The 19313-nt window shown below is 56.3% G+C and carries 16 protein-coding genes and 1 pseudogene; 9 read left to right on the forward strand and 8 right to left on the reverse strand.

The genetic code is table 11. The features are described 5' to 3' along the window. Positions 1-179 precede the first annotated feature (179 nt). The gene (locus tag F1C16_RS07040) at positions 180-713 is read left to right on the forward strand and encodes a BLUF domain-containing protein (protein ID WP_185283626.1); all 534 of its coding nucleotides are present in this window, start codon (positions 180-182) and stop codon (positions 711-713) included. Positions 714-814: 101 nt separating this feature from the next. Here F1C16_RS07040 and F1C16_RS07045 read toward each other — a convergent pair whose 3' ends face one another. Beyond that, a complete protein-coding gene (locus tag F1C16_RS07045) occupies positions 815-1165 on the reverse strand; it encodes a Dabb family protein (RefSeq protein WP_185283627.1) in 351 nt (116 codons plus the stop codon). 107 nt (positions 1166-1272) lie between these two features. Next, positions 1273-2781: an acetyl-CoA carboxylase biotin carboxylase subunit gene (gene accC / locus F1C16_RS07050; protein ID WP_185283628.1), complete on the reverse strand. Its 1509-nt coding sequence runs from the start codon at positions 2779-2781 to the stop codon at positions 1273-1275. Between the two features lie 305 nt (positions 2782-3086). On the opposite strand from accC, the gene F1C16_RS07055 reads away from it, so the two are divergent. Together F1C16_RS07055 and F1C16_RS07060 are read left to right on the forward strand one after the other, a co-directional pair. After that, positions 3087-4328 carry a pyridoxal phosphate-dependent aminotransferase family protein gene (locus F1C16_RS07055; RefSeq protein ID WP_185283629.1) on the forward strand — a complete coding sequence of 414 codons (1242 nt, stop codon included), beginning with the start codon at positions 3087-3089 and terminating at the stop codon, positions 4326-4328. 249 nt (positions 4329-4577) lie between these two features. Beyond that, positions 4578-4751 (forward strand): annotated as a pseudogene (locus F1C16_RS07060) (histone H1); the annotation flags it as partial. Between the two features lie 254 nt (positions 4752-5005). Here F1C16_RS07060 and tyrS read toward each other — a convergent pair. Beyond that, a complete protein-coding gene (tyrS, locus tag F1C16_RS07065) occupies positions 5006-6310 on the reverse strand; it encodes a tyrosine--tRNA ligase (protein WP_185283631.1) in 1305 nt (434 codons plus the stop codon). A gap of 167 nt (positions 6311-6477) precedes the next feature. Between tyrS and holA the strand changes: the two genes are divergently transcribed. Then, entirely contained in the window at positions 6478-7536 is a 1059-nt protein-coding gene (gene holA / locus F1C16_RS07070; protein ID WP_246601858.1) for a DNA polymerase III subunit delta, read from the forward strand. 79 nt (positions 7537-7615) lie between these two features. Here the strand turns inward: holA and F1C16_RS07075 are convergent, their stop codons facing one another. Further along, positions 7616-8221, reverse strand: a complete 606-nt coding sequence (locus F1C16_RS07075; RefSeq protein WP_185283633.1) for a 2,3-diphosphoglycerate-dependent phosphoglycerate mutase — start codon at positions 8219-8221, stop codon at positions 7616-7618. 318 nt (positions 8222-8539) lie between these two features. Here F1C16_RS07075 and F1C16_RS07080 point away from each other — a divergent pair, with 318 nt between their 5' ends. The 3 genes from F1C16_RS07080 to F1C16_RS07090 are packed head-to-tail and all read left to right on the forward strand — an operon-like array spanning position 8540 to position 10188. After that, positions 8540-8989 (forward strand): antitoxin Xre/MbcA/ParS toxin-binding domain-containing protein, encoded by a 450-nt coding sequence (locus F1C16_RS07080; protein WP_185283634.1) that lies wholly within the window; start codon positions 8540-8542, stop codon positions 8987-8989. Between the two features lie 3 nt (positions 8990-8992). After that, positions 8993-9454, forward strand: coding sequence for an RES family NAD+ phosphorylase (locus F1C16_RS07085; RefSeq protein ID WP_185283635.1), 462 nt, complete (start codon positions 8993-8995; stop codon positions 9452-9454). Between the two features lie 56 nt (positions 9455-9510). Further along, a complete protein-coding gene (locus F1C16_RS07090; protein ID WP_185281262.1) occupies positions 9511-10188 on the forward strand; it encodes an IS1595 family transposase in 678 nt (225 codons plus the stop codon). Between the two features lie 37 nt (positions 10189-10225). Here F1C16_RS07090 and F1C16_RS07095 read toward each other — a convergent pair whose 3' ends face one another. The 4 genes from F1C16_RS07095 to F1C16_RS07110 all read right to left on the reverse strand — a co-directional run bounded on the left by F1C16_RS07095 (position 10226) and on the right by F1C16_RS07110 (position 14710). Then, a complete protein-coding gene (locus F1C16_RS07095; protein ID WP_185283636.1) occupies positions 10226-11086 on the reverse strand; it encodes a BLUF domain-containing protein in 861 nt (286 codons plus the stop codon). Positions 11087-11249: 163 nt separating this feature from the next. Then, positions 11250-12728 (reverse strand): carotenoid oxygenase family protein, encoded by a 1479-nt coding sequence (locus F1C16_RS07100; RefSeq protein WP_185283637.1) that lies wholly within the window; start codon positions 12726-12728, stop codon positions 11250-11252. 70 nt (positions 12729-12798) lie between these two features. Then, positions 12799-13206 (reverse strand): response regulator, encoded by a 408-nt coding sequence (locus F1C16_RS07105; RefSeq protein WP_185283638.1) that lies wholly within the window; start codon positions 13204-13206, stop codon positions 12799-12801. After that, entirely contained in the window at positions 13193-14710 is a 1518-nt protein-coding gene (locus F1C16_RS07110; protein WP_185283639.1) for a PAS domain-containing protein, read from the reverse strand. The genes F1C16_RS07105 and F1C16_RS07110 overlap by 14 nt, the downstream gene beginning before the upstream one ends. 388 nt (positions 14711-15098) lie before the next feature. On the opposite strand from F1C16_RS07110, the gene F1C16_RS07115 reads away from it, so the two are divergent. Further along, positions 15099-15776, forward strand: coding sequence for an IS1595 family transposase (locus F1C16_RS07115; protein WP_185281262.1), 678 nt, complete (start codon positions 15099-15101; stop codon positions 15774-15776). Between the two features lie 353 nt (positions 15777-16129). Further along, positions 16130-19294 (forward strand): tetratricopeptide repeat protein, encoded by a 3165-nt coding sequence (locus tag F1C16_RS07120; RefSeq protein WP_185283640.1) that lies wholly within the window; start codon positions 16130-16132, stop codon positions 19292-19294. Positions 19295-19313 lie beyond the last annotated feature (19 nt).

Here is a 19313-nt window from a genome sequence, read left to right on the forward strand (position 1 = left end):
CTCATACTCTGTTTGGTAGGAGTTTAAGGGCTTTTTTCTATCTGTATCTATCTAAAAATGAGACAATATGATGTAACTGTGCGGAAGAAAAAACGAGGGAAAACCACTTTCGCAGTGCTGGTTACGTACATGGTCGAGTGGAATCACCGTTAACTATTTCGCAGCGTCACCACGCGCTCTTGCGTTTGGCTGCTGCTACAGCTGCATTGCCGCTTCCTGAGTTGCCTGAATATTTGGTTGCGACAACATCAACTGCCACTACGCAGCATAAGCTACCTGCAGCGCCTATTTTACAGCTAGTGTATCGGAGCCGGGCACGACAATCCTTCTCCGAAGCAGAGCTAGTTGATTTGTTAGAACAAGCGCGGAGCTACAATCAGCAGCACGGCATTACAGGGCTGCTTTTTTACCACGACGGCTACTTCGTTCAGTTTTTGGAAGGAAGTGAAGATGTTGTAGAGCCTCTTTACGCACAAATCCAAAAAGACGCACGGCACCAGCAGATCACGACCTTATACCGTGCCGTGCAGTCGCAACGGGTGTTTGCCGGGTGGGCTATGGCGTTTGCCGAGCCAGAGCCAGAGGAATTTTATTGGCTGTTAGACTATTTGCAAGCGCAACGGCACCGTTTGCTGCTGCCCAAGATTCCTGTTACTGACCCAACGCTGCTGGTTCTACTGGCAGAGTGGCGAAGCGCCTACCCGACTAATTAATGGCTTGGCTATATTTAGGTATGTGGGATAGAGATGACGTAGTCATCTCTATCCCACATACCGCTCAGAACTGAGCAGTATAGCGAGCAGTAATAGCTTGATTAGCTCTCCGATAGTTCTCCCTGCGCTGATCCCACCGAATCATAAATCACTACCTTCTCCCAGTAACGGGCATATTGTTCCCGGAACTTATCGTGTAGTGGGTGCTGCTGGTAGTCCGCTTCGGCCTCGGCATTCTCAAAGAAGCATAGCCAGGAATAGGTGTAGCTGCGCTCAATAACGGCACGATTGGTGGCCGCTGGGGTACCAATGTGCGCCAGTTTGACGGACGGAATCTGCTGGAGTAGATGGAGACCTTCCAGTAGTTTCGCTTTGTCAGCGTCGGTGGCTGTTTCGGGCATGTAAAACAGCACGTGGTGCACAAACAGATTGTGTGGCAGTGAGGTAGTCATAAGGGTAGGGTAGAGAAACGTATTGATTTACTTGTCTACTAAATACGGCATGCATCTCCGTAGCGCGACATGAGATGAGGATGATACAGCAATAGGTACGCAGTGTGCTACCGTCCGCCTAATCGATTTTGCCGCCAGCCCGAAACTCCCGCGCTGCTTGCTTCAGTTGCTGGAGCTGCCTGCGGCTTTCGGGTTTCCAATAGCATGGCGGCTAGCACGGCTGCTACCTTGGCTGTGTCCTCATTGGGGGTAGGGGGCGTGAGGGCGTCAGAAGGGAAATGGTCGCGGATGAAGTTGGTGTCAAAATCCCCCGAGACAAAAGCGGGATGCTGCAGCACATAGGTGCCAAATTTTAGCGTGGTTGCGATGCCGGTAATCTGGTATTCCGCAATGGCGCGCAGCATTCGCTCGATGGCCTCCTGGCGGTTGTGGCCGTAGGTGATGAGCTTGGCAATCATTGGGTCGTAGTAGATTGGAATGTCCATGCCTTGCTCAAAGCCGTCGTCGACGCGCACGCCGGGACCTTGCGGGCGCACGTAGGTAGTGAGCGTGCCGATGTCGGGGAGGAAGTTGTTCTGCGGATCTTCGGCGTACACGCGCAACTCCAGGGCGTGGCCGGTGATATGCAGGTCGTCCTGCTCGAAACTCAGCTTCTCGCCCCGCGCTACCTTGATTTGCTCTTTCACCAAGTCGAGGCCCGTGATTAGCTCCGTGACAGGATGCTCTACCTGCAAGCGGGTATTCATTTCCAGGAAGTAGAAGTTGTGCTGCTCATCGAGCAAAAACTCCACCGTGCCGGCGCCGGTATACTGGCAGGCGCGGGCCACTTCCACGGCGGTCCTACCCATGGCGGCGCGCAGTTCGGGCGTGAGCACCGACGATGGCGCTTCTTCAATTACCTTCTGGTGGCGGCGTTGAATGGAGCATTCGCGCTCAAACAAATGCACAATATTGCCGTGCTCATCGCCCAGCACCTGAATCTCGATGTGGCGGGGCGCGCCAATGTATTTCTCAATAAACACCGCGCCATCACCAAAGGCCGAAGTAGCCTCCGATACAGCCAGCTGCATCTGCTCGGCGAATTCATCGGCCGAGTTCACCACGCGCATGCCCTTGCCGCCCCCGCCGGCCGACGCCTTAATCAGAATAGGAAAGCCTACCTCCGTGGCAATCTGCCGGGCGGCGGCCATGTCGGTAATGGCTTCTTCAGTGCCCGGCACCAGCGGAATATTATAGGCCTTGGCTGCTTGCTTAGCCGAAAGCTTGTCGCCCATCATCTCTATGGCTTCCGGCGACGGCCCCACGAAAATCAACCCTGCCTCTCGCACCATGCGGGCAAAGGCGGCATTTTCACTGAGGAAACCATAGCCGGGGTGAATGGCATCGACGCCCAACTCGCGGCACACGGCCAGAATCTTGTCGCCGCGCAGGTAGCTTTCGGCGGAGGTAGGCGGGCCCACGCACACTGCCTCATCGGCGTAGCGTACGTGCAGGGCGTGGCGGTCGGCTTCGGAGTAGATAGCCACGGTTTGCAGGCCCATTTCCTTGGCTGAGCGCAGCACGCGCAGGGCAATTTCGCCGCGGTTGGCTACCAAAAGCTTCTTGATTTCTTTCATGTGGGGTAGAGGGCAGTGAAGTAGAAGTATCTGTCATCCTGAGCTTGCGAAGGACCTTCTCACGTCAGGATAAGTCGTTGGCTGGCATAAGGTCCTTCGCAAGCTCAGGATAGCAGAGGAGGAGCGCAGTTTACACCAAAGAAACAGCTTTTCTGCCTACCCAAAAAAGCAGGCGCACCTGACGGAAATCAGTTGGACGCCACCGGGCGGGCCCCTACTTTTGCTTTTTAGTTAACTTTGTCTTCTTAGGCGTGTTCTGCACTAGCACTACCCGTCTGTATTTCCCACATTAAACCTGTTCCTTCGTGGATCTTTTCAACAAGATAGCCGCCAACCGCGGCCCGCTGGGCAGCCACTCGCACTATGCGCACGGCTATTTCACATTTCCCAAACTGGAAGGCGAAATCAAGCCCCGCATGATTTTTCGCGGTAAGGAGGTGCTCACCTGGAGCCTGAACAACTACCTGGGCCTAGCCAACCACCCCGAAGTCCGTCAGGCCGACGTGGATGGGGCCGCCCAGTACGGCATGGCTCTGCCTATGGGGGCGCGCATCATGAGCGGCAACTCCAACCTGCACGAGCAGCTGGAGAGCGAGCTGGCCGACTTCATCAAGAAGCCCGATGTGATGCTGCTCAACTTCGGCTACCAGGGCGTGGTGTCGATTATCGACGCCATCGTGAACCGGCATGACGCCATTGTATACGATGCCGAGTCGCACGCCTGCATTATTGATGGGGTGCGCCTGCACCAGGGGAAGCGTTTTGTATACCCACACAACAACATCGAAAACCTGGAAAAACAGCTGGAGCGTGCCAAACGCTTGACCGACGAAACCGGTGGCGGCATTCTGGTAATCACCGAAGGCGTATTTGGCATGTCGGGCAACATGGGCAAGCTGCAAGAAATCATTGCCCTGAAGGAAAAATATGAGTTCCGTCTGTTCGTAGATGATGCCCACGGCTTCGGTACCATGGGCGCTACGGGCGCCGGTACAGGCGAAGAACAGGGCGTACAGGAAGGCATCGACCTATATTTTTCGACGTTTGCGAAGTCTATGGCCAGCATCGGCGCCTTCGTGGGTGGCGAGGAAACGGTAATTGAATATTTGCGCTACAACATGCGGAGCCAGATTTTTGCCAAATCGCTCCCCATGCCGCTAGTTGTAGGCGCGCTGAAGCGCCTGGAGCTGCTGCGTACCAAGCCCGAGCTGAAAGACAACCTCTGGACCGTGGTACGCGCTCTACAAACCGGATTGCGCGACAAAGGCTTCAACCTGGGCACTACACAGTCGCCGGTAACGCCCGTGTTCCTGAACGGTGAAATATCCGATGCAACGCAGATAACCTTCGATCTACGAGAGAATTACGGTATTTTCTGCTCTATTGTGGTGTATCCGGTGGTGCCCAAAGGTGTGATCATGCTACGCCTGATTCCGACGGCCATGCACACGTTGGCCGATGTAGACGAAACCATTCGTGCATTCGAAGCCATGGCTGAAAAGCTGGATAAAGGCCTTTATTCGAAATCGCAAGTTCCGGCCGAATAGCCTCTGCTACGGTTGTGCTAAGGCAGTTAGGCCCTCGAATCAGCTGATTTGAGGGTCTAATTTTTTGCATTAATCTAATGTGTGTGATGGCGGCGAATGCTGTAAATAAGAAGGGAAATTAGAAGAAAAAGCCCTTGCGAGGCGCCAAAGGGCCTTTTGAAAAAAAAGTGAGGTGTTGCTTGTATTTGAAATCCCTGTATATTAGGGCCGTTCAATCAATATATTCCACACCCCTAAAACCTCTCTCAAATGAGCAATTTCAGCAAATTGAAGGACCTGGTGATGTCTCTGGAAGGCGACTTCGAAAAGTTCTACGACAAGCAAAACTCGGCCGCTGGTACTCGCGTGCGCAAAGGCATGCAGGAGCTAAAGAACCTGGCCCAGGAAATCCGCACAGAAGTGCAGAACGCCAAAAACTCGGCTACGGAAACCAAAGCTGCTCCTGCTCCCGCCGCTAAGAAAGCCGCTCCAGCCAAGAAAAAGTAATCACGGATTAGGACGAATTTTTTGGATTCGTCAGATTTTGTGGACGATTAACAAAAGAGCCCGGCTGAAAAGCCGGGCTCTTTTGCATTGAGATGAATATGGACTAAAAATGAGCTGTACTACCCTGTAGCATGTCAGCTACACCGCTCGTACAATCGTCCACAAAATCCGACGAATCCGAAAAAAACGTCCTAATCCGTGATTTTGAGAAGGTAGTAGTTCTTCTTGCCTTTCTGGGCTACCAGGTATTTATCCAGTAGCAATGGCGCCTCGGTGGCGGGCTGCTCGGGGGCGCCTACCTTCTGGCGGTTCAGGCTCACGCCGCCCTGCTGAATCATCTTGCGGGCCTCGCCCTTGGAAGAAAATACCTGCCCGTTGGTAGCCACGCTCAGCAAATCGGTGGCTGTGAGGGTAGGGAGCTGGGCGCGCTCTACCTCCAAGTGGGGTACACCAGCAAAAACGTCGAGCAGGGTAGGCTCGTCGAGGGAGTGCAGATCGCCACCGCCAAATAGGACTTGCGAGGCAGCCAGGGCTGCTTCGTAGGCCGCTTCGGAATGCACCCGGATGGTCACGGCTTTGGCCAGAGCTTTTTGCAAGGTCCGCAGGTGCAGGGCCTGGGCGTGCTCGGCTTCCAAGGCTTCAATTTCTTCCTGGCTCAGCAGCGTAAACACGCGGATGAGACGCGGCGCGTCGGCATCGGCGGAGTTTAGGAAGAACTGGTAGAACTGGTAGGGCGAGGTCATGGTGGGGTCGAGCCACACCGTGCCGGTTTCGCTCTTGCCGTACTTGGTGCCATCGGCCTTGGTGATGAGCTGGCCGGTGAGAGCAAAGGCCTTGCCTTCACCATTGGTAAGGCGCCGGATCAGCTCGGTGCCCGTCGTGATGTTGCCCCATTGGTCCGAAGCGCCCATCTGCAGGGTAGTGCCCAGGGTTTCGTAGAGGTGGAAAAAGTCGTAGCCTTGCAGCAGTTGGTAGCTGAACTCGGTGTAGCTCAAGCCTTCGGCACCACTTTCCTCATTGCCGCTGATACGGCGCTTCACCGAATCCTTGGCCATCATGTAGTTCACCGTGAGGTGCTTGCCCACGTCGCGCAGGAATTGTAGGAAGCCAATTTCCTTGAACCAGTCGTAGTTATTCACCACGCGGGCACCGGTAGGGCCTTCCGAAAAGTCGAGGAACTTCTCTAACTGTGCCCGGATGCCGGCTTGGTTGGCGCGTAGGGTGGTCTCGTCTAACAGATTACGCTCAGCTGATTTGCCCGAAGGGTCGCCAATCATGCCGGTGGCGCCGCCTACCAGCGCCACGGGGCGGTGACCGGTACGCTGCAAGTGCACCAGCAGCATAATAGTAGCCAGGTTGCCAATGTGCAACGAGGGCGCCGTAGGATCGAATCCAATGTAGCCCGTCACGGGCTGGCCGGTGCTCAGGTGCTCCTCGGTGCCGGGCATCATATCATGAAACATGCCGCGCCAGCGTAGTTCTTCTATTAAATTCAAGAGTGAAGCTATGAAGTTGTGAAGTTGTGAAGCGCAAACGCTCCGCAACGAATAGCGCAAAGGTAGAAAGCACAATGGTACCTTTGCTAGTGCATCGTCTGCTGTTGCTGTGTTGGCGCGTTTTCGTGCGCCACCGCTGCACCACTTCACCTTTCACAATTTCACCCTTGACTTTCTCCGCCGACGAACTTCTTGCGCAGCTGCGCCAGCGGCAGTTTCAGCCCGTGTACGTGTTGCAGGGCGAGGAGCCGTACTACATCGACCACGTAGCCGATATCATCGAGCAGACCGCCTTGGCTGAGCACGAGCGAGGGTTCAACCAAGTGATACTGTATGGGAAGGATACCGATGTGGCGGGCATTCTGAACCAAGCACGGCGTTTCCCCATGATGGCTGAGCGCTCGGTTGTCATCGTAAAAGAAGCGCAGGCCGTAGCCGATCTGGAAAGTGAAAAGGCGTGGCCGTTTCTGGAAGCCTACCTCAAAAATCCGTTGGCCAGCACGGTGTTGGTGCTCTGCTACAAGCACAAAACGCTCGACTCGCGCAAGAAGCTGGGCAAGCTGCTGGCGGCCAAGGATACCAAGGCGGCCGTGCTCACCAGCAACCGCCTCTACGACAACCAGGTGCCCGCTTGGCTCACGGCCTACGTGCGCAGCAAGGGGCAGCAAATTGCGCCCCAGGCCACGGCTATGCTAGCCGAGTACATCGGCACCGACCTGAGCCGGCTGATCAACGAGGTAGACAAGATGATGCTGAACCTACCCGCCGGCCAGCCTATCGACGAGGACCTAGTGCAGAAGATGGTGGGTATCAGCAAGGAATACAACATCTTCGAGCTGCAAAGCGCCCTTATCCGGCGCGACGTGCTGAAGGCCAACCGCATCCTACTCTATTTCGAGGCCAACCCCAAAGCCAGTCCGCTGATTCCCAACCTCACGCTGCTGTTCAACTACTTCTCGCGCCTGCTGGCCTTGCACCAGTTGCCCAACCCCACCGATGCCGACTGGACGCGCCTGGGCCTGAAAAGCACCTTTGCCCGCAAAGACTACCAAACCGGCCTTAAGGTGTTCACGCCCGAGCGTACCCGCGCCATCATCCACCTCATCCGCCGCGCCGACGGCCAGAGCAAAGGCATCGACTCGGGCTCGATGAGCGACGGCGAAATCCTGCGCGAACTGGTGTGGCTGATTCTACACCCCGTGCCCTTGCAGGCGGTGGTAGGGTAGGAGCCGTAACCTGTTATTCCGAGCGCATCGAGGAATCTGGGTTCAGTAGCTGGCTTAGGCTAACACGATCAACTAGAATCTATAAATCGCTCATTTCTTTGATGTGCAACGCGTTGTCTAGCTCGTAGACGCGAGCGCCGCCGGTCGGGATTTCCAGACCCTTCACGTGCTCAGCCGAAAAGTGCTCCAGGTACATGCGGAGCGCCCGCAACGAGTTGCCGTGCGCTACCACCAGCACGTGCTGGCCTTGTTGCAGCGACGGCGCAATGGCCTGCTCATAGTAGGCTACTACCCGGTCCTGGGTCTGGTGCAGGCTCTCGCCGCCAGGCGGGGCCACGTCGTAGCTGCGGCGCCACTGATCTACCTGTTCCTCGCCATATTTCTGCACGGTGTCGGCTTTGTTAAGGCCTTGTAGATTACCATAGTAGCGCTCGTTCAGGGCCGCGTTGTAGTGGGTAGGGATATCGGCTTGGCCCAGTTGGCGCAGTATAATATCGAGGGTACGCCGGGCGCGAAGCATATCGGAGCAGAACGCCGTATCGAAGTGGAAGCCACGCAGCTTGGTAGCGGTTTCCTGGGCTTCCTGTTCGCCTTTGGGCGTCAGGGCTACATCGAGGCTGCCCGTGAAGACGTTTTGCAGGTTGGAAACGGACTGGCCGTGGCGTACAAGCACGAGTAAGGACATCAGGAGGAAGTTGGGTGATGAGGGCCGGAACCGCCGAACTACAGCAGCTAAGGTGCTATCGTCTCCGTGAACAGCGCGTGAAGTGTTTGGCGGGGAGACTTTGCGAATCTGCGTAATACCTACCTGACCGTCATTCCGAGCTTGCCGAGGAATTTTGCGTGTTAGTAATTCTTATCTCCCATCAGCACGTGAGAGTCCTCTACAAGCTCGGAATGACGGTCGGGTAGGCCCAACAAAACAAGGGTAGGAAACTATGGGAAATATTTCCACGTTACTAAGAAATATTTCCCATATTCGGGAATTATTTCTCTCTGCGCCATGACTGCTACCGCCGCCCGTTCATCCAATCAGAAGCCCCGCACTACAAAGTGGGCCGCCTGGAAACTTACCAGCCAGGATTCCTTTGCCCTGGTGATGACGGCCCGGAAGGGAATTCCGGCTGCTACGGTTTTTGAGGTGGCCGAGGCCTACCATTGGCCCGCTAGTCAGCTCGAAGCGGTGTATGATTTGTCGACCAAAACGCTGCGCAATTACTCCCAAGAAAACAAACCGCTGAGCGCCACGGCCAGCGAGAAAACCCTGAAAATCATTGCGCTCTACCAGCTTGGGGTAGAGGTGTTCGGCGAAGCGGCGGCTTTTCTGCGCTGGCTCGATAAGCCTGCCCACGGCCTCGACCAGGAGGTACCCTTGCGCCTGCTCGAAACCAGCGGCGGTATCGATCTGGTGGAGGAGGAGCTGACACGCATTGCTTACGGCGACCTGAGCTAAGCTGTGCGCGTCTACCGCATCTGCCTCACCAAGTATGCCGACGACCTGTTTGCCTCCGGCCGTCGGGCGCGTTGGAACTACCAAGACCGTTTTGTTATCTACACCGCTGCCAGTCGGGCCCTAGCTTGCCTCGAAAACGTAGTGCATCGCGGCGGCGAAGGCCTCAACGACCAGTTCAGCGTGCTTGTAATTGATATTCCCGATGATTTGCTGATCGAGGAAATCATCCTGACCCAACTGCCCCCCGACTGGGAGCAGGCCAGTCGCTACGCCGTGTGCCAGCCATTGGGCGAGGCGTGGTACGCGGCTCGCCGTGCGGCCGTGCTACGCGTGCCTTCGTCCATTGTACCGCAGGAGTTCAACTATATCCTCAATGCCCGTCACCCGGAGTTCCGTCGGGTACAGATAGTAGGGCGTGAGGGGTTTCGGTTTGATGCGCGAATAAAGGCCGCCGAGAACAGTTGATTTTTTGGAAGGGGCTTAGGAAGCAAAAAGCGAGGAATGGGGCATAACTTCCTGTTATGCAGCAAACTAACCGCTATTATAAGTGCAGCAAAATTTCCGAGGTCAAATTTCGCTACTTGTTGCGTCTTTTCGCGCTGGATTTGACGGCTTCGGACGCGGCCCGGCTGACGGGTCTGAGCGTACGCGCGGTCAACGACATATACCTGCGCCTGCGCCACCGGCTGCTAGCTTGCAGCCCGGTGCCGGCTGACCTGGACGGGGCCGTCGAACTGGACGAGAGCTACTTCGGCCCGCGGCGCGTACGCGGCAAACGGGGCCGGGGAGCGGGGGGTAAAACCATTGTCTTTGGCCTGTTCAAACGCGGGGCTCAGGTATACACGGAAATCGTCCCGGATTGCTCGAAAAAGACCCTGCAAGCTATTATTCGGGGTAAGATTGATGTCACGGCGATGGTCAACACCGATGGCTGGCGCGGCTATGATGGCTTGGTGGACGTGGGCTACGACCGTCATTTTCGGGTGCATCATGGGCAGAACGAGTTTGTCCAGGGAGCCTCGCATATCAACGGGATTGAATCATTTTGGAGCTTTGCCAAAGCCCATCTGCAACGCTTCAAGGGCGTGCCCAACCATACGTTTTTACTACACTTGAAAGAGGCCGAGTTTCGCTTCAATCATCGCCACGAAGACCTGTACAAACTCTTACTTAAATTGCTTCGTCAACAGCCCCTCTAATTAGTTTTGCTTCCTAAGCCCCTTTGGAAATAGTACCTTACTCAGCCGCGAAAGCGACCAGCAATTCCTGTAGATCGGGGTCGGCGGGGGCCAGGCGGTCGGTGTGCTGCGGGTTGATATAGCCCAGCAGGTTGGCAAAGTCAGTGGGAGCGGCAGTGCGGAATCCCATGGTCCACTGCGCAAACAACCGCTTTCTGATGGGGCCGTCCGCCAGCTTTATGATGCTGGTATGACGAGCATCACGCAGAATACGGGCAAAGACTGTACGTATGTTGGGTTCAGGGCCTTCCAGCAACTGGATGATGTTGCCCTGGCTGTAGAGGAGAATTCCGGTTATGTCGTGGGCTGCGTTGAATGCCCGCGACTGCGTAAGCAGCTGCGTAAGCTCGGCATCGCCCATAGGGGCCGTAGCCCGACTCTGATACATGAGGTGGTGCAGAGGGGCCTCGGTGCTGGTGGCGGCGGTGCGCTGGGTAGGCCCGCTAGCAGCCCGCCGCAGGCGCAGGATACGCTCTATCGTGCTTGTATCTAGTGGCTTGCTGAAGAAGCCGGCTACGTTTTGGTAGCAAGCTGCTTTGGCCCGATCTTCCGGATTGATGGAGGAGGTCAGTACCATAATGCAGACTGGCTCGCCCATGGTCAGGTGATTGCACGCATCCAGAAACTCCCAACCATCCATCAGCGGCATATTCAAATCCAGCAGGATAAGGCTGGGAAGGTGAGACGCACCCGCTTGGCGCGCAAGGGTCAAACGCTCTAGCGCCTGCTGGCCGTTGGCATAAAGCTGCACCCGGCTTCCGACCAGGGCCTTCTCTAGAAGTATTCGGGTGATAGTGGCGGTGGTGCTATCGTCCTCGATTACGTAGATTAAGCCGGCGTTGGGGGTAGAATTATTCATAAAATACTACTTATGCTGCAAAATTATACGGCTGGAATCACAAGCTAAAATTCAACTATATTATTCCTATAATCAAGCTGAAGTGTAGGGATAATATGAAATGCGATAGAAAAATACAATTTCATCGATAATAAAAAGATACAAGAAGCAAATGTGTATAGACCTATTCTGCCGCTGGTAGCCATATGCCGTGAAACCCCAAAGGAATATGATGTGGCAGCCGCAAGCGGGCTACAGTAGCCAGGGTAGCAGCATCGGCCACCAGCAACTCCGTACGGTTGCTAGTAGCATCAAAACGTAGGTAGAGTACGTGGCCCTCGTCTTCGAGCGGCGATGCGTGGCCGGGCATTGCCGACCGGGGCACTACCACCGGCTCGCTGCACAGCGCGCCCGGCTGGTAGGCGTAGCAGACTTCGCCGGTTTGCACATCAAGCTTGATCAGGTGGTCGAGTAGGGGAGTCGAGTGATGCGGGGGGCGGCCAATGGTCCAGGTGTAGCGGTAAGGCTGGCCCAGTCGGTCGGGGTTGATTTCGGGTAGCTCGCCTTCGTGGTCCGATAGCGGCTGACGCGTCACGGTGCCGCGCGTGAGGTCGAGGCGGAAACGGACGAATTGGGCCTGCAACTGGTCATCGGGTAGGTAGCCAGTCAAGTAGGCCTTGATGCTCAACGTATCGGGGTAGTCCTCGAGGAGCAATGCGTCGGCCACCAGCGTACCATCCGCATCCTGGTAGCCATTCACAAAGTGAAACACAAAGCCGAAGTCCGTAGCTAAGTGGTGCACTTGGCCATCGGGGGCTACTACCACTACCTGCGTGGGTTGGTCGCGGCCCACGCGGATGGAGGCTGCCGGCGAGGCCAGGCCCGTAAGCGCCCGCAGCACATCAAAGGCCACCGGCGTCAGGAAGAAAATCTGGTGGCCGCTCTGCGTCAGCACAAAATCGTGGGCAAAGGTAGCGGCGGGCATAGGCAGCACGTGCGCTATGCGGGCCTGGCCGGCCGGGCTTACCTCGTACAGCACCAACCGATGCTGCCGGCCGGCTACCGTGCCAAAATTGTGCAGCACGCCGGTGGTAGGGTGCACCTTGGGGTGGGCCGAAAAGGGCAGCTCGGGCGTAATCCGTCGATCAAGCCAGGAAAAGGGATTGCGCAGCACGCCCTCGTAGTCGAAGCGGCCCAACGTATCCAAAGTGTCGGGGTCGAGGCGGTGGGGGAGGCCGCCCTCCCAAAGCGCCAGTAGCTGGCCGCCGTGCGCTACCAAGCTGGTATTGGCGGTGTTCTTGAATTGCGTTTTGCCGAAGTTGGCCCGCAAACCACCGGGCAGGTTGGTGCCGAAGCTACGGTAGAGCATGCGCCCAGCTTTTTCTTCGGCCACCAGCTCGGCGGTTTGCACGTGGCGGTTGCGGTAGTGCACGCGCTGCCCGTCAAAATGAAAGCGCGCCACCATGCCATCGCCGTCAAACAAATGCTCGTAGGGCACGCCGTGGTGCTCGAAGCGGCCGTTGCCATTGCGCAGTAGGGTGCCTACCAGCTCCGGGGGGAGGGCACCTTCTACCAACTCCAGCTCTACGTCATCGTATTCGGCGGCGGCATGGCGGTTGGCCGCCAGGTAATCACCTAAAACAGGGTAGTGACGAACCGACATAGCGAGTGAGGAAGAGGAAGGGTAGGAAAAAGAGAGCGGAAGAGACGAGGAATCGAAACATCAGCCGCAGTTACTCGCCGCATGTCTGAAATAGCCGCTGCATGCGCTCCACATTGTGGTCGTCCAGCGGCTTCGAGAAATAGCCGTGCACTTCCTTGTAGTGCGCCGCTTTCGTGATGTCATCAGGATGGATGGAGGAGGTCAGGATGAACACGCACACGCTCGTGGGTAGGGGCAGACCAGAGAAGGCGTCTAAAAACTCCCAGCCATCCATCAGGGGCATATTCAGGTCCAGCACAATCAGATCGGGCAGATCAGCGCCGTTGTGAAGCGCCGCAGATAGATGGTCAAAGGCCCGCTGACCGTTGGCATACGTTTGCACCTTCTCACAGGCCAGTGACTTCCGCAGAATTAGCTTGGTGATGGAGGAAGTAATCGGGTCATCTTCTACCACGTAAGCCAGCTTAGGCGTTTTCATTGAAATAGACTTTAAAGGTAGACCCAACTCCCACCTCGCTTTCCACAGCAATGCTGCCCTGCATGGCTTCGATTTGGTTTTTGGTAATGAACAAGCCTACCCCGCGCGCATCTTCATTATCGTGGAAGGTTTTATACATGCCAAATAGCTTCGCGCGGTTTTTCACCATATCAATACCCAGGCCGTTGTCCTGCACCTTCAATACGATGAAACCCGGTTCCTGGTACGTGTGCAACCGGATAACGGCGGGCCGGTGTGGCGAGCGGTACTTCACGGCGTTGCTGATCAGGTTGAGCAGGATACTATCGAGGTAGGCCGGAACGACGGTAATGGCGAGGTCGGCGGGCACGTGCACGTCCATCGTTATCTTGTGCTGACGAATCAACACGCTCAACGCTTCCAGCGTTCTGTCGATTTCGGCCCGCAGGAAGCGCCGTTCTTTGGGCTTGTTGACGTTGCTGTTCACAGCAACGATATCGCTCAGATTGACGATGGTTTCGGCTAGCTTTTGAGTGCTGGTTTGGAGCATCTGCAAAAACATGGCGTGCTGCTCCTCGTCTTCCGCTTCCGTGAGCAGCTGCACCAGCGAGGTGAGGTTGGCGGAGTGCGAGCGGATGTTGTGGGAGATAATGTAGGCGAAATTTTGCAGCCGGATATTCTGTTGGCTGGTTACATCCAGCAGGTGCTGAGACTTTTGCAGGTTCTCTACCAGCAGCGTCACGTCATAGCCTACGCACAGAATTTCCTCTACTTGGCCCTGCTCATTGAGCGTTCCTTTCAGCTCCCAGTGGTTCGATTTGACGGTGTTATCAGAGGAGAGCTTGCGCAGAATAACCTGGTGGCCTACCTCGGGCTCCTCGAAGCACCGCATCACCATAGCCAGACATTTCTGGCGGTCTTCTTCAATAATGCTGAGCAACGAGGAAGTGCCTATAATATCCTGCCCATACCCGAAACGCTCGTAAAAGATGTCGTTGGCGTAGGTGTAGTCGCCCTTCGTATCGGTCTTCACAATATAGACCGACTGATTGCTGAGAATCAGGCCGTAGTGGTTGGCTATTTCCTCGGCATAAGCCTCCGCGTGCTTTTCCTTGGTGATGTTGCGCAGGGCCACCAGCAGGCGTGTGGGCGTGCCTTGCTCATTGCGCAGCAACAGGCCCTGGCCACGCAACCACACCACAGAGCCATCCCGATGGGTGCACCGCAACAGATGATCGTACGAATGATCGGGGTCTTGCAGGCAGGCTTCCAGATGCAGTTGGGCCAGTGCCAAATCAGCGGGGTGCATGGTCGCCCGCCACGGGGTAGGGCCAGCAGGTACCTGCTCGGGCTCATAACCCAGCGTGCGCCAGAAGGTAGGGCTCACCCAATCGTGTTCATGCGTAGGGGTCTGCACATCCTGGTACCACAGCCCATCGAGTACTTGGGTCTGCAAAAAGTCAAAAATGACGGTCTTCGTCGTGAGGTGCTGATATAATTCAGCTTCGGCGCTACCCTGATTCATCTTGTATGAGTATAAAGCGCTGCAATAACCTCGTAGCGCTGGACAGAAAACTTCCCAAAAAGTAGCTGGAAGCGTGTAGCACACAACCATATTGGGACAGGTAAAAGCGCCTGCAATAGTCTAGCCATACTGATAAAAAAATATAATTTTACAATATAACGAAGCTGTAATAAGCCTTATATGCATTGTTTATTATAACTATAACGATGTAAAAAAATAAAGGACTAAAGATGTTGTCATTTTTCGGCTAATGTGGATTTTCAATCGGGGAAAGTGGATTGTAACTCGGCCAAACGTGAGAAACTAGTCAACAGAGGTAGGGGCGAGAGGCTTATTATGTATGGGGCTTAGGAAGCAAAAAGCGAGGAATGGGGCATAACTTCCTGTTATGCAGCAAACTAACCGCTATTATAAGTGCAGCAAAATTTCCGAGGTCAAATTTCGCTACTTGTTGCGTCTTTTCGCGCTGGATTTGACGGCTTCGGACGCGGCCCGGCTGACGGGTCTGAGCGTACGCGCGGTCAACGACATATACCTGCGCCTGCGCCACCGGCTGCTAGCTTGCAGCCCGGTGCCGGCTGACCTGGACGGGGCCGTCGAACTGGACGAGAGCTACTTCGGCCCGCGGCGCGTACGCGGCAAACGGGGCCGGGGAGCGGGGGGTAAAACCATTGTCTTTGGCCTGTTCAAACGCGGGGCTCAGGTATACACGGAAATCGTCCCGGATTGCTCGAAAAAGACCCTGCAAGCTATTATTCGGGGTAAGATTGATGTCACGGCGATGGTCAACACCGATGGCTGGCGCGGCTATGATGGCTTGGTGGACGTGGGCTACGACCGTCATTTTCGGGTGCATCATGGGCAGAACGAGTTTGTCCAGGGAGCCTCGCATATCAACGGGATTGAATCATTTTGGAGCTTTGCCAAAGCCCATCTGCAACGCTTCAAGGGCGTGCCCAACCATACGTTTTTACTACACTTGAAAGAGGCCGAGTTTCGCTTCAATCATCGCCACGAAGACCTGTACAAACTCTTACTTAAATTGCTTCGTCAACAGCCCCTCTAATTAGTTTTGCTTCCTAAGCCCCTTTGTATTATATGGAATGTCTATGAATCTGAAGTTAAAACACTCTAGCGCATATAACGCGAATGGTATAGAGGGCTTTGGTTTGATTAACGGATAAGAAACGACTAGGAGGGTAGCCTTGGTATCGTTCCTCCGTGGAGCATAACTGAGGTTGAGACAGGTACACACAGCGAATACAAGAAGCGCTACCCTGTGGACCTTAAGGTATATACCAAAGCACAGGGTAGGGACGTTTCCGCTAGAAAGTAGCACAATTCCTACCCTAGCCCGGCAATTTTCGCTACTTTTGGCCGATTCCGGGCGGATGGCGCCCCTTTCCGTAACGCCTCGTAATGAAGTTTATACCCCGTCTGGCGCTGGCTGCCTCGCTCAGCGCCGCCGTTCCGGCCGCTACCCTGGCCCAGCAAACGCAGGTTTTCACCAATACCGAACGCTATTACCAGGAAGGCCTGGAGCTGTTCGATAGAGCCAAATATGGCGCGGCCCAGCAGGCATTTCGCCGCTATCTGGCCGCTACGGAGCGCCGCGCCGGCACCCAACTCACGCAGGACCGCGGCGCCGACGCCGAGTACTACGACGCCGTATCGGGCCTCTACCTGCTCCACCCCGACGCCGAGGGCCAGATGCTGGCCTTTGCGGCTCACAATCCGGCTCACCCCAAGGCTGCCTCGGCGTTTCTGGAGCTGGGCAAGTTTTACTTTGCTAAGAAAGACTACCCCAAGGCCGTTGATTACCTACAACGGGTAGAGGCCGATAACCTAGCGCTGGAGCAGCGGGGCGAAGCCGAGTTCAAGCTGGCCTATTCCTACTTCGCCCAAAAAGAGTTCGACAAGGCCAAATTGCTGTTCGACCGCAGCAAGCAGGGCAACCACCAGTACCGCTATGCCAGCAGCTACTACGCGGGCTACCTGGCCTACCAAGCTGGCGACTACGCCGCCGCTCGTCAGGACCTGGGTGTAGCCGAGCAGAACGACGCCTACCGCCCCGTGGTGCCGGCCGTGATGAGCCAGATTTACTACAAGGAAGGCGACTACGACGGCCTGATCCGCTACGGCGCGGCCGCCCTGAACCAGACGCCGCCCCCGCAGTCGGCCGACGAAATCCAGCTGCTGGTGGGCGACGCCTACTACCAGAAACAGGACTTCAAGCAGGCGGCGCCCTACTTTGATAAATACGCCGCCGGCCGCAAGCGCATCGAGCCGGCCTTGCAGTATAAAATTGGGTACGCCAACTACCAGCTGGGCGATTACAAGAATGCCGCGAACAGCTTTAAAACCGTAGCCGCCCGCAAGGATTCGCTGGGGCAGAACGCGGCCTACCACCTGGGCCTGAGCTATTTGAAGCTCAACCAGAAGCCGCCTGCCCTTAACGCCTTCGATGCAGCCCGCAAGGCTACCTTCGACAAGCAGATTGCAGAAAATGCTACTGTGAAGTACGCCCAAATCAACTACGAGCTGGGTAACTCGCAGGAGGTGACTACGGTGTTGCAGGACTTCGACAAGCAGTACCCGCGCTCCAAGAACGCCGACGTGGTGGATGATTTGCTGAGTACCAGCTTCTTGAACTCGTCGGACTATGCCAAGGCCATTGCCTACATCGAAAAGCTGAACTCGCTGAGCCCCAAGCTGAAGGCTACCTACCAGCGCGTGACGTACTTGCAAGCCGCTACGCTCTACAACAACAGCCAGTTTACGGAGGCGCTGGCGTTGCTGGATAAGTCGCTGAAGTACCCGCAGGACGACGCCCTGCGCGCCCAGGCCCAGGTGTTGCAGGGCGAGATTTACAGCGTGGGTCAGCGGTACCCCGAGGCCATTACGGCCTACGCCGCGGCGGCCCGCACCACCCGCTCGGGCGGTGGTGCCGATAGTGACATTGAGCAGCAGGCCCGCTATGGCCTCGGCTATGCCTACTATAATACCAAGGACTACGCCCGCGCCAAGCCACAGTTTACGGCGTGGCTGGGCGATAAAACCGCCCGCCCGGCCAACCCCAACTACTACGACGTAACCTTACGTTTGGGCGACATTGCCTACGTGGACAAAACCTACCCGCAGGCACTGAGCTACTACGATAAGGTGATTCAAGCCAATGCTGCCGACAAGGACTACGCCTACTACCAAAAGAGCGTGGTGCTGGGCCTGTTGGGCCGCCGCGACGAGGCTGCCGGCACGCTCAGCACATTGCTGAAAACCAACCCCAACTCGCGCTACGCTGAGCAAGCCGTGTACCAGCAGGCGGAGCTGGATTTTCAAGGTGCCAATTTCCAAGCTGCTGTGGATGGCTTTTCGCGTTTGCTGCGCGCCCGCCCCAATAGCGCGTTGGCCCCGCAGGCGTTACAAAAGCGCGGTGTGGCCTACGCCAACCTAGAGCAGCACGACAAGGCCGTGGCTGATTTCCAGCAGGTACTGAACCAATACCCCGGCACGCAGGCCGCTAATAGTGCCCTGTATAGCTTGCAGGAAAGCCTCACGACGCTGGGTCGCACGGAGGAGTTCGATAAGTCTCTGGCGCAGTTCAAGCAGCAGAACCCACAGAGCAACGCCGCCGTGAGCGTGGAGTTTGAAGCGGCCAAGTCGCTGTACCTGGCCGAGAAATACGCCCAGGCCATTCCGCGCCTGGAAAGCTACCTCAAGCAGTATCCCGATAACGCCCTGGCCGCTAACGGCCGCTACTACCTGGCCGATTCCTACCTGCAAACCAACAAGCCAGGCGAGGCACTGCCCCGCCTGAAAGCGGTGGTAGAGGAAAACAAGAGCGAGTACGTGAACCGCGCCGTGAGCCGCGTGGCCGATCTGGAGTACGCCAACAAGAACTATCCCGAAGCCATCAAGTACTTCCAGCGCCTGCGCGAGTCCAGCACTAACAAGCGTGAAGTGGCCAACGCCGGGGTAGGGCTGATGAAGAGCTACTACGAAAGCGGCGACTATGACAATACCCGCCGTGTGGCCCAGGAGCTGATTGCGCAGAGTGGCGCGTCGTTGAGTGCGGCCGGCGCGGCCCCGCTCTACCTGGGCAAGGCCAGCTACAAAGCCGGCAACCTCGAGCAGGCCATTACGGAGCTGAACAAAGCTGCCGCTGGCACCGACGAAAACGCGGCCGAAGCGCAGTATGCTGTGGCGCAGATTCTATTTGAGCAGAAGAAATATGATGACGCCCTGGACGCCGCCTACAAAACCAACGGCTCGGCTTTCGAGACGTGGCAGGGTAGAGGCTTTCTGCTGATTGCCGATATCTACGCCGCGCAAGGCGACACATTCCAGGCGCGCGCCACGCTCAACTCCATCATCGACAACAACTTCCCGCTAGCCGAGATTATTGAAGGTGCCAAGCAGCGCCTGGCCGCACTGCCGGCCGAGGGTAGCAGCACGACGCCAGCCGCACCTGCCGCCGCACCCGCGCCTACCACTAAGAAACCTGCTACTCGTCAGTCGGCACCTGTCCGCAGTAACCTCACGCCTACCACCGCGCCACCCGACTCCACGGCCACGCCGCAGTAGGTTCGGATAGTAGCGAAAA

Origin of the sequence: Hymenobacter sp. NBH84 (genome assembly GCF_014217645.1) — a bacterium.
Classification (GTDB): Bacteria; Bacteroidota; Bacteroidia; order Cytophagales; family Hymenobacteraceae; genus Hymenobacter; species Hymenobacter profundi.

Bases quoted from the DNA above. Each gene is read 5' to 3' on its own strand.
- F1C16_RS07090 (WP_185281262.1), top strand. From the start codon at position 9,511: ATGCAGCAAACTAACCGCTATTATAAGTGCAGCAAAATTTCCGAGGTC.
- F1C16_RS07120 (WP_185283640.1), top strand. From the start codon at position 16,130: ATGAAGTTTATACCCCGTCTGGCGCTGGCTGCCTCGCTCAGCGCCGCC.
- F1C16_RS07045 (WP_185283627.1), bottom strand. From the start codon at position 1,165: ATGACTACCTCACTGCCACACAATCTGTTTGTGCACCACGTGCTGTTT.
- accC (WP_185283628.1), bottom strand. From the start codon at position 2,781: ATGAAAGAAATCAAGAAGCTTTTGGTAGCCAACCGCGGCGAAATTGCC.
- F1C16_RS07100 (WP_185283637.1), bottom strand. From the start codon at position 12,728: ATGTCGGTTCGTCACTACCCTGTTTTAGGTGATTACCTGGCGGCCAAC.
- F1C16_RS07075 (WP_185283633.1), bottom strand. From the start codon at position 8,221: ATGTCCTTACTCGTGCTTGTACGCCACGGCCAGTCCGTTTCCAACCTG.
- F1C16_RS07080 (WP_185283634.1), top strand. From the start codon at position 8,540: ATGACTGCTACCGCCGCCCGTTCATCCAATCAGAAGCCCCGCACTACA.
- F1C16_RS07110 (WP_185283639.1), bottom strand. From the start codon at position 14,710: ATGAATCAGGGTAGCGCCGAAGCTGAATTATATCAGCACCTCACGACG.
- F1C16_RS07105 (WP_185283638.1), bottom strand. From the start codon at position 13,206: ATGAAAACGCCTAAGCTGGCTTACGTGGTAGAAGATGACCCGATTACT.
- F1C16_RS07095 (WP_185283636.1), bottom strand. From the start codon at position 11,086: ATGAATAATTCTACCCCCAACGCCGGCTTAATCTACGTAATCGAGGAC.
- F1C16_RS07115 (WP_185281262.1), top strand. From the start codon at position 15,099: ATGCAGCAAACTAACCGCTATTATAAGTGCAGCAAAATTTCCGAGGTC.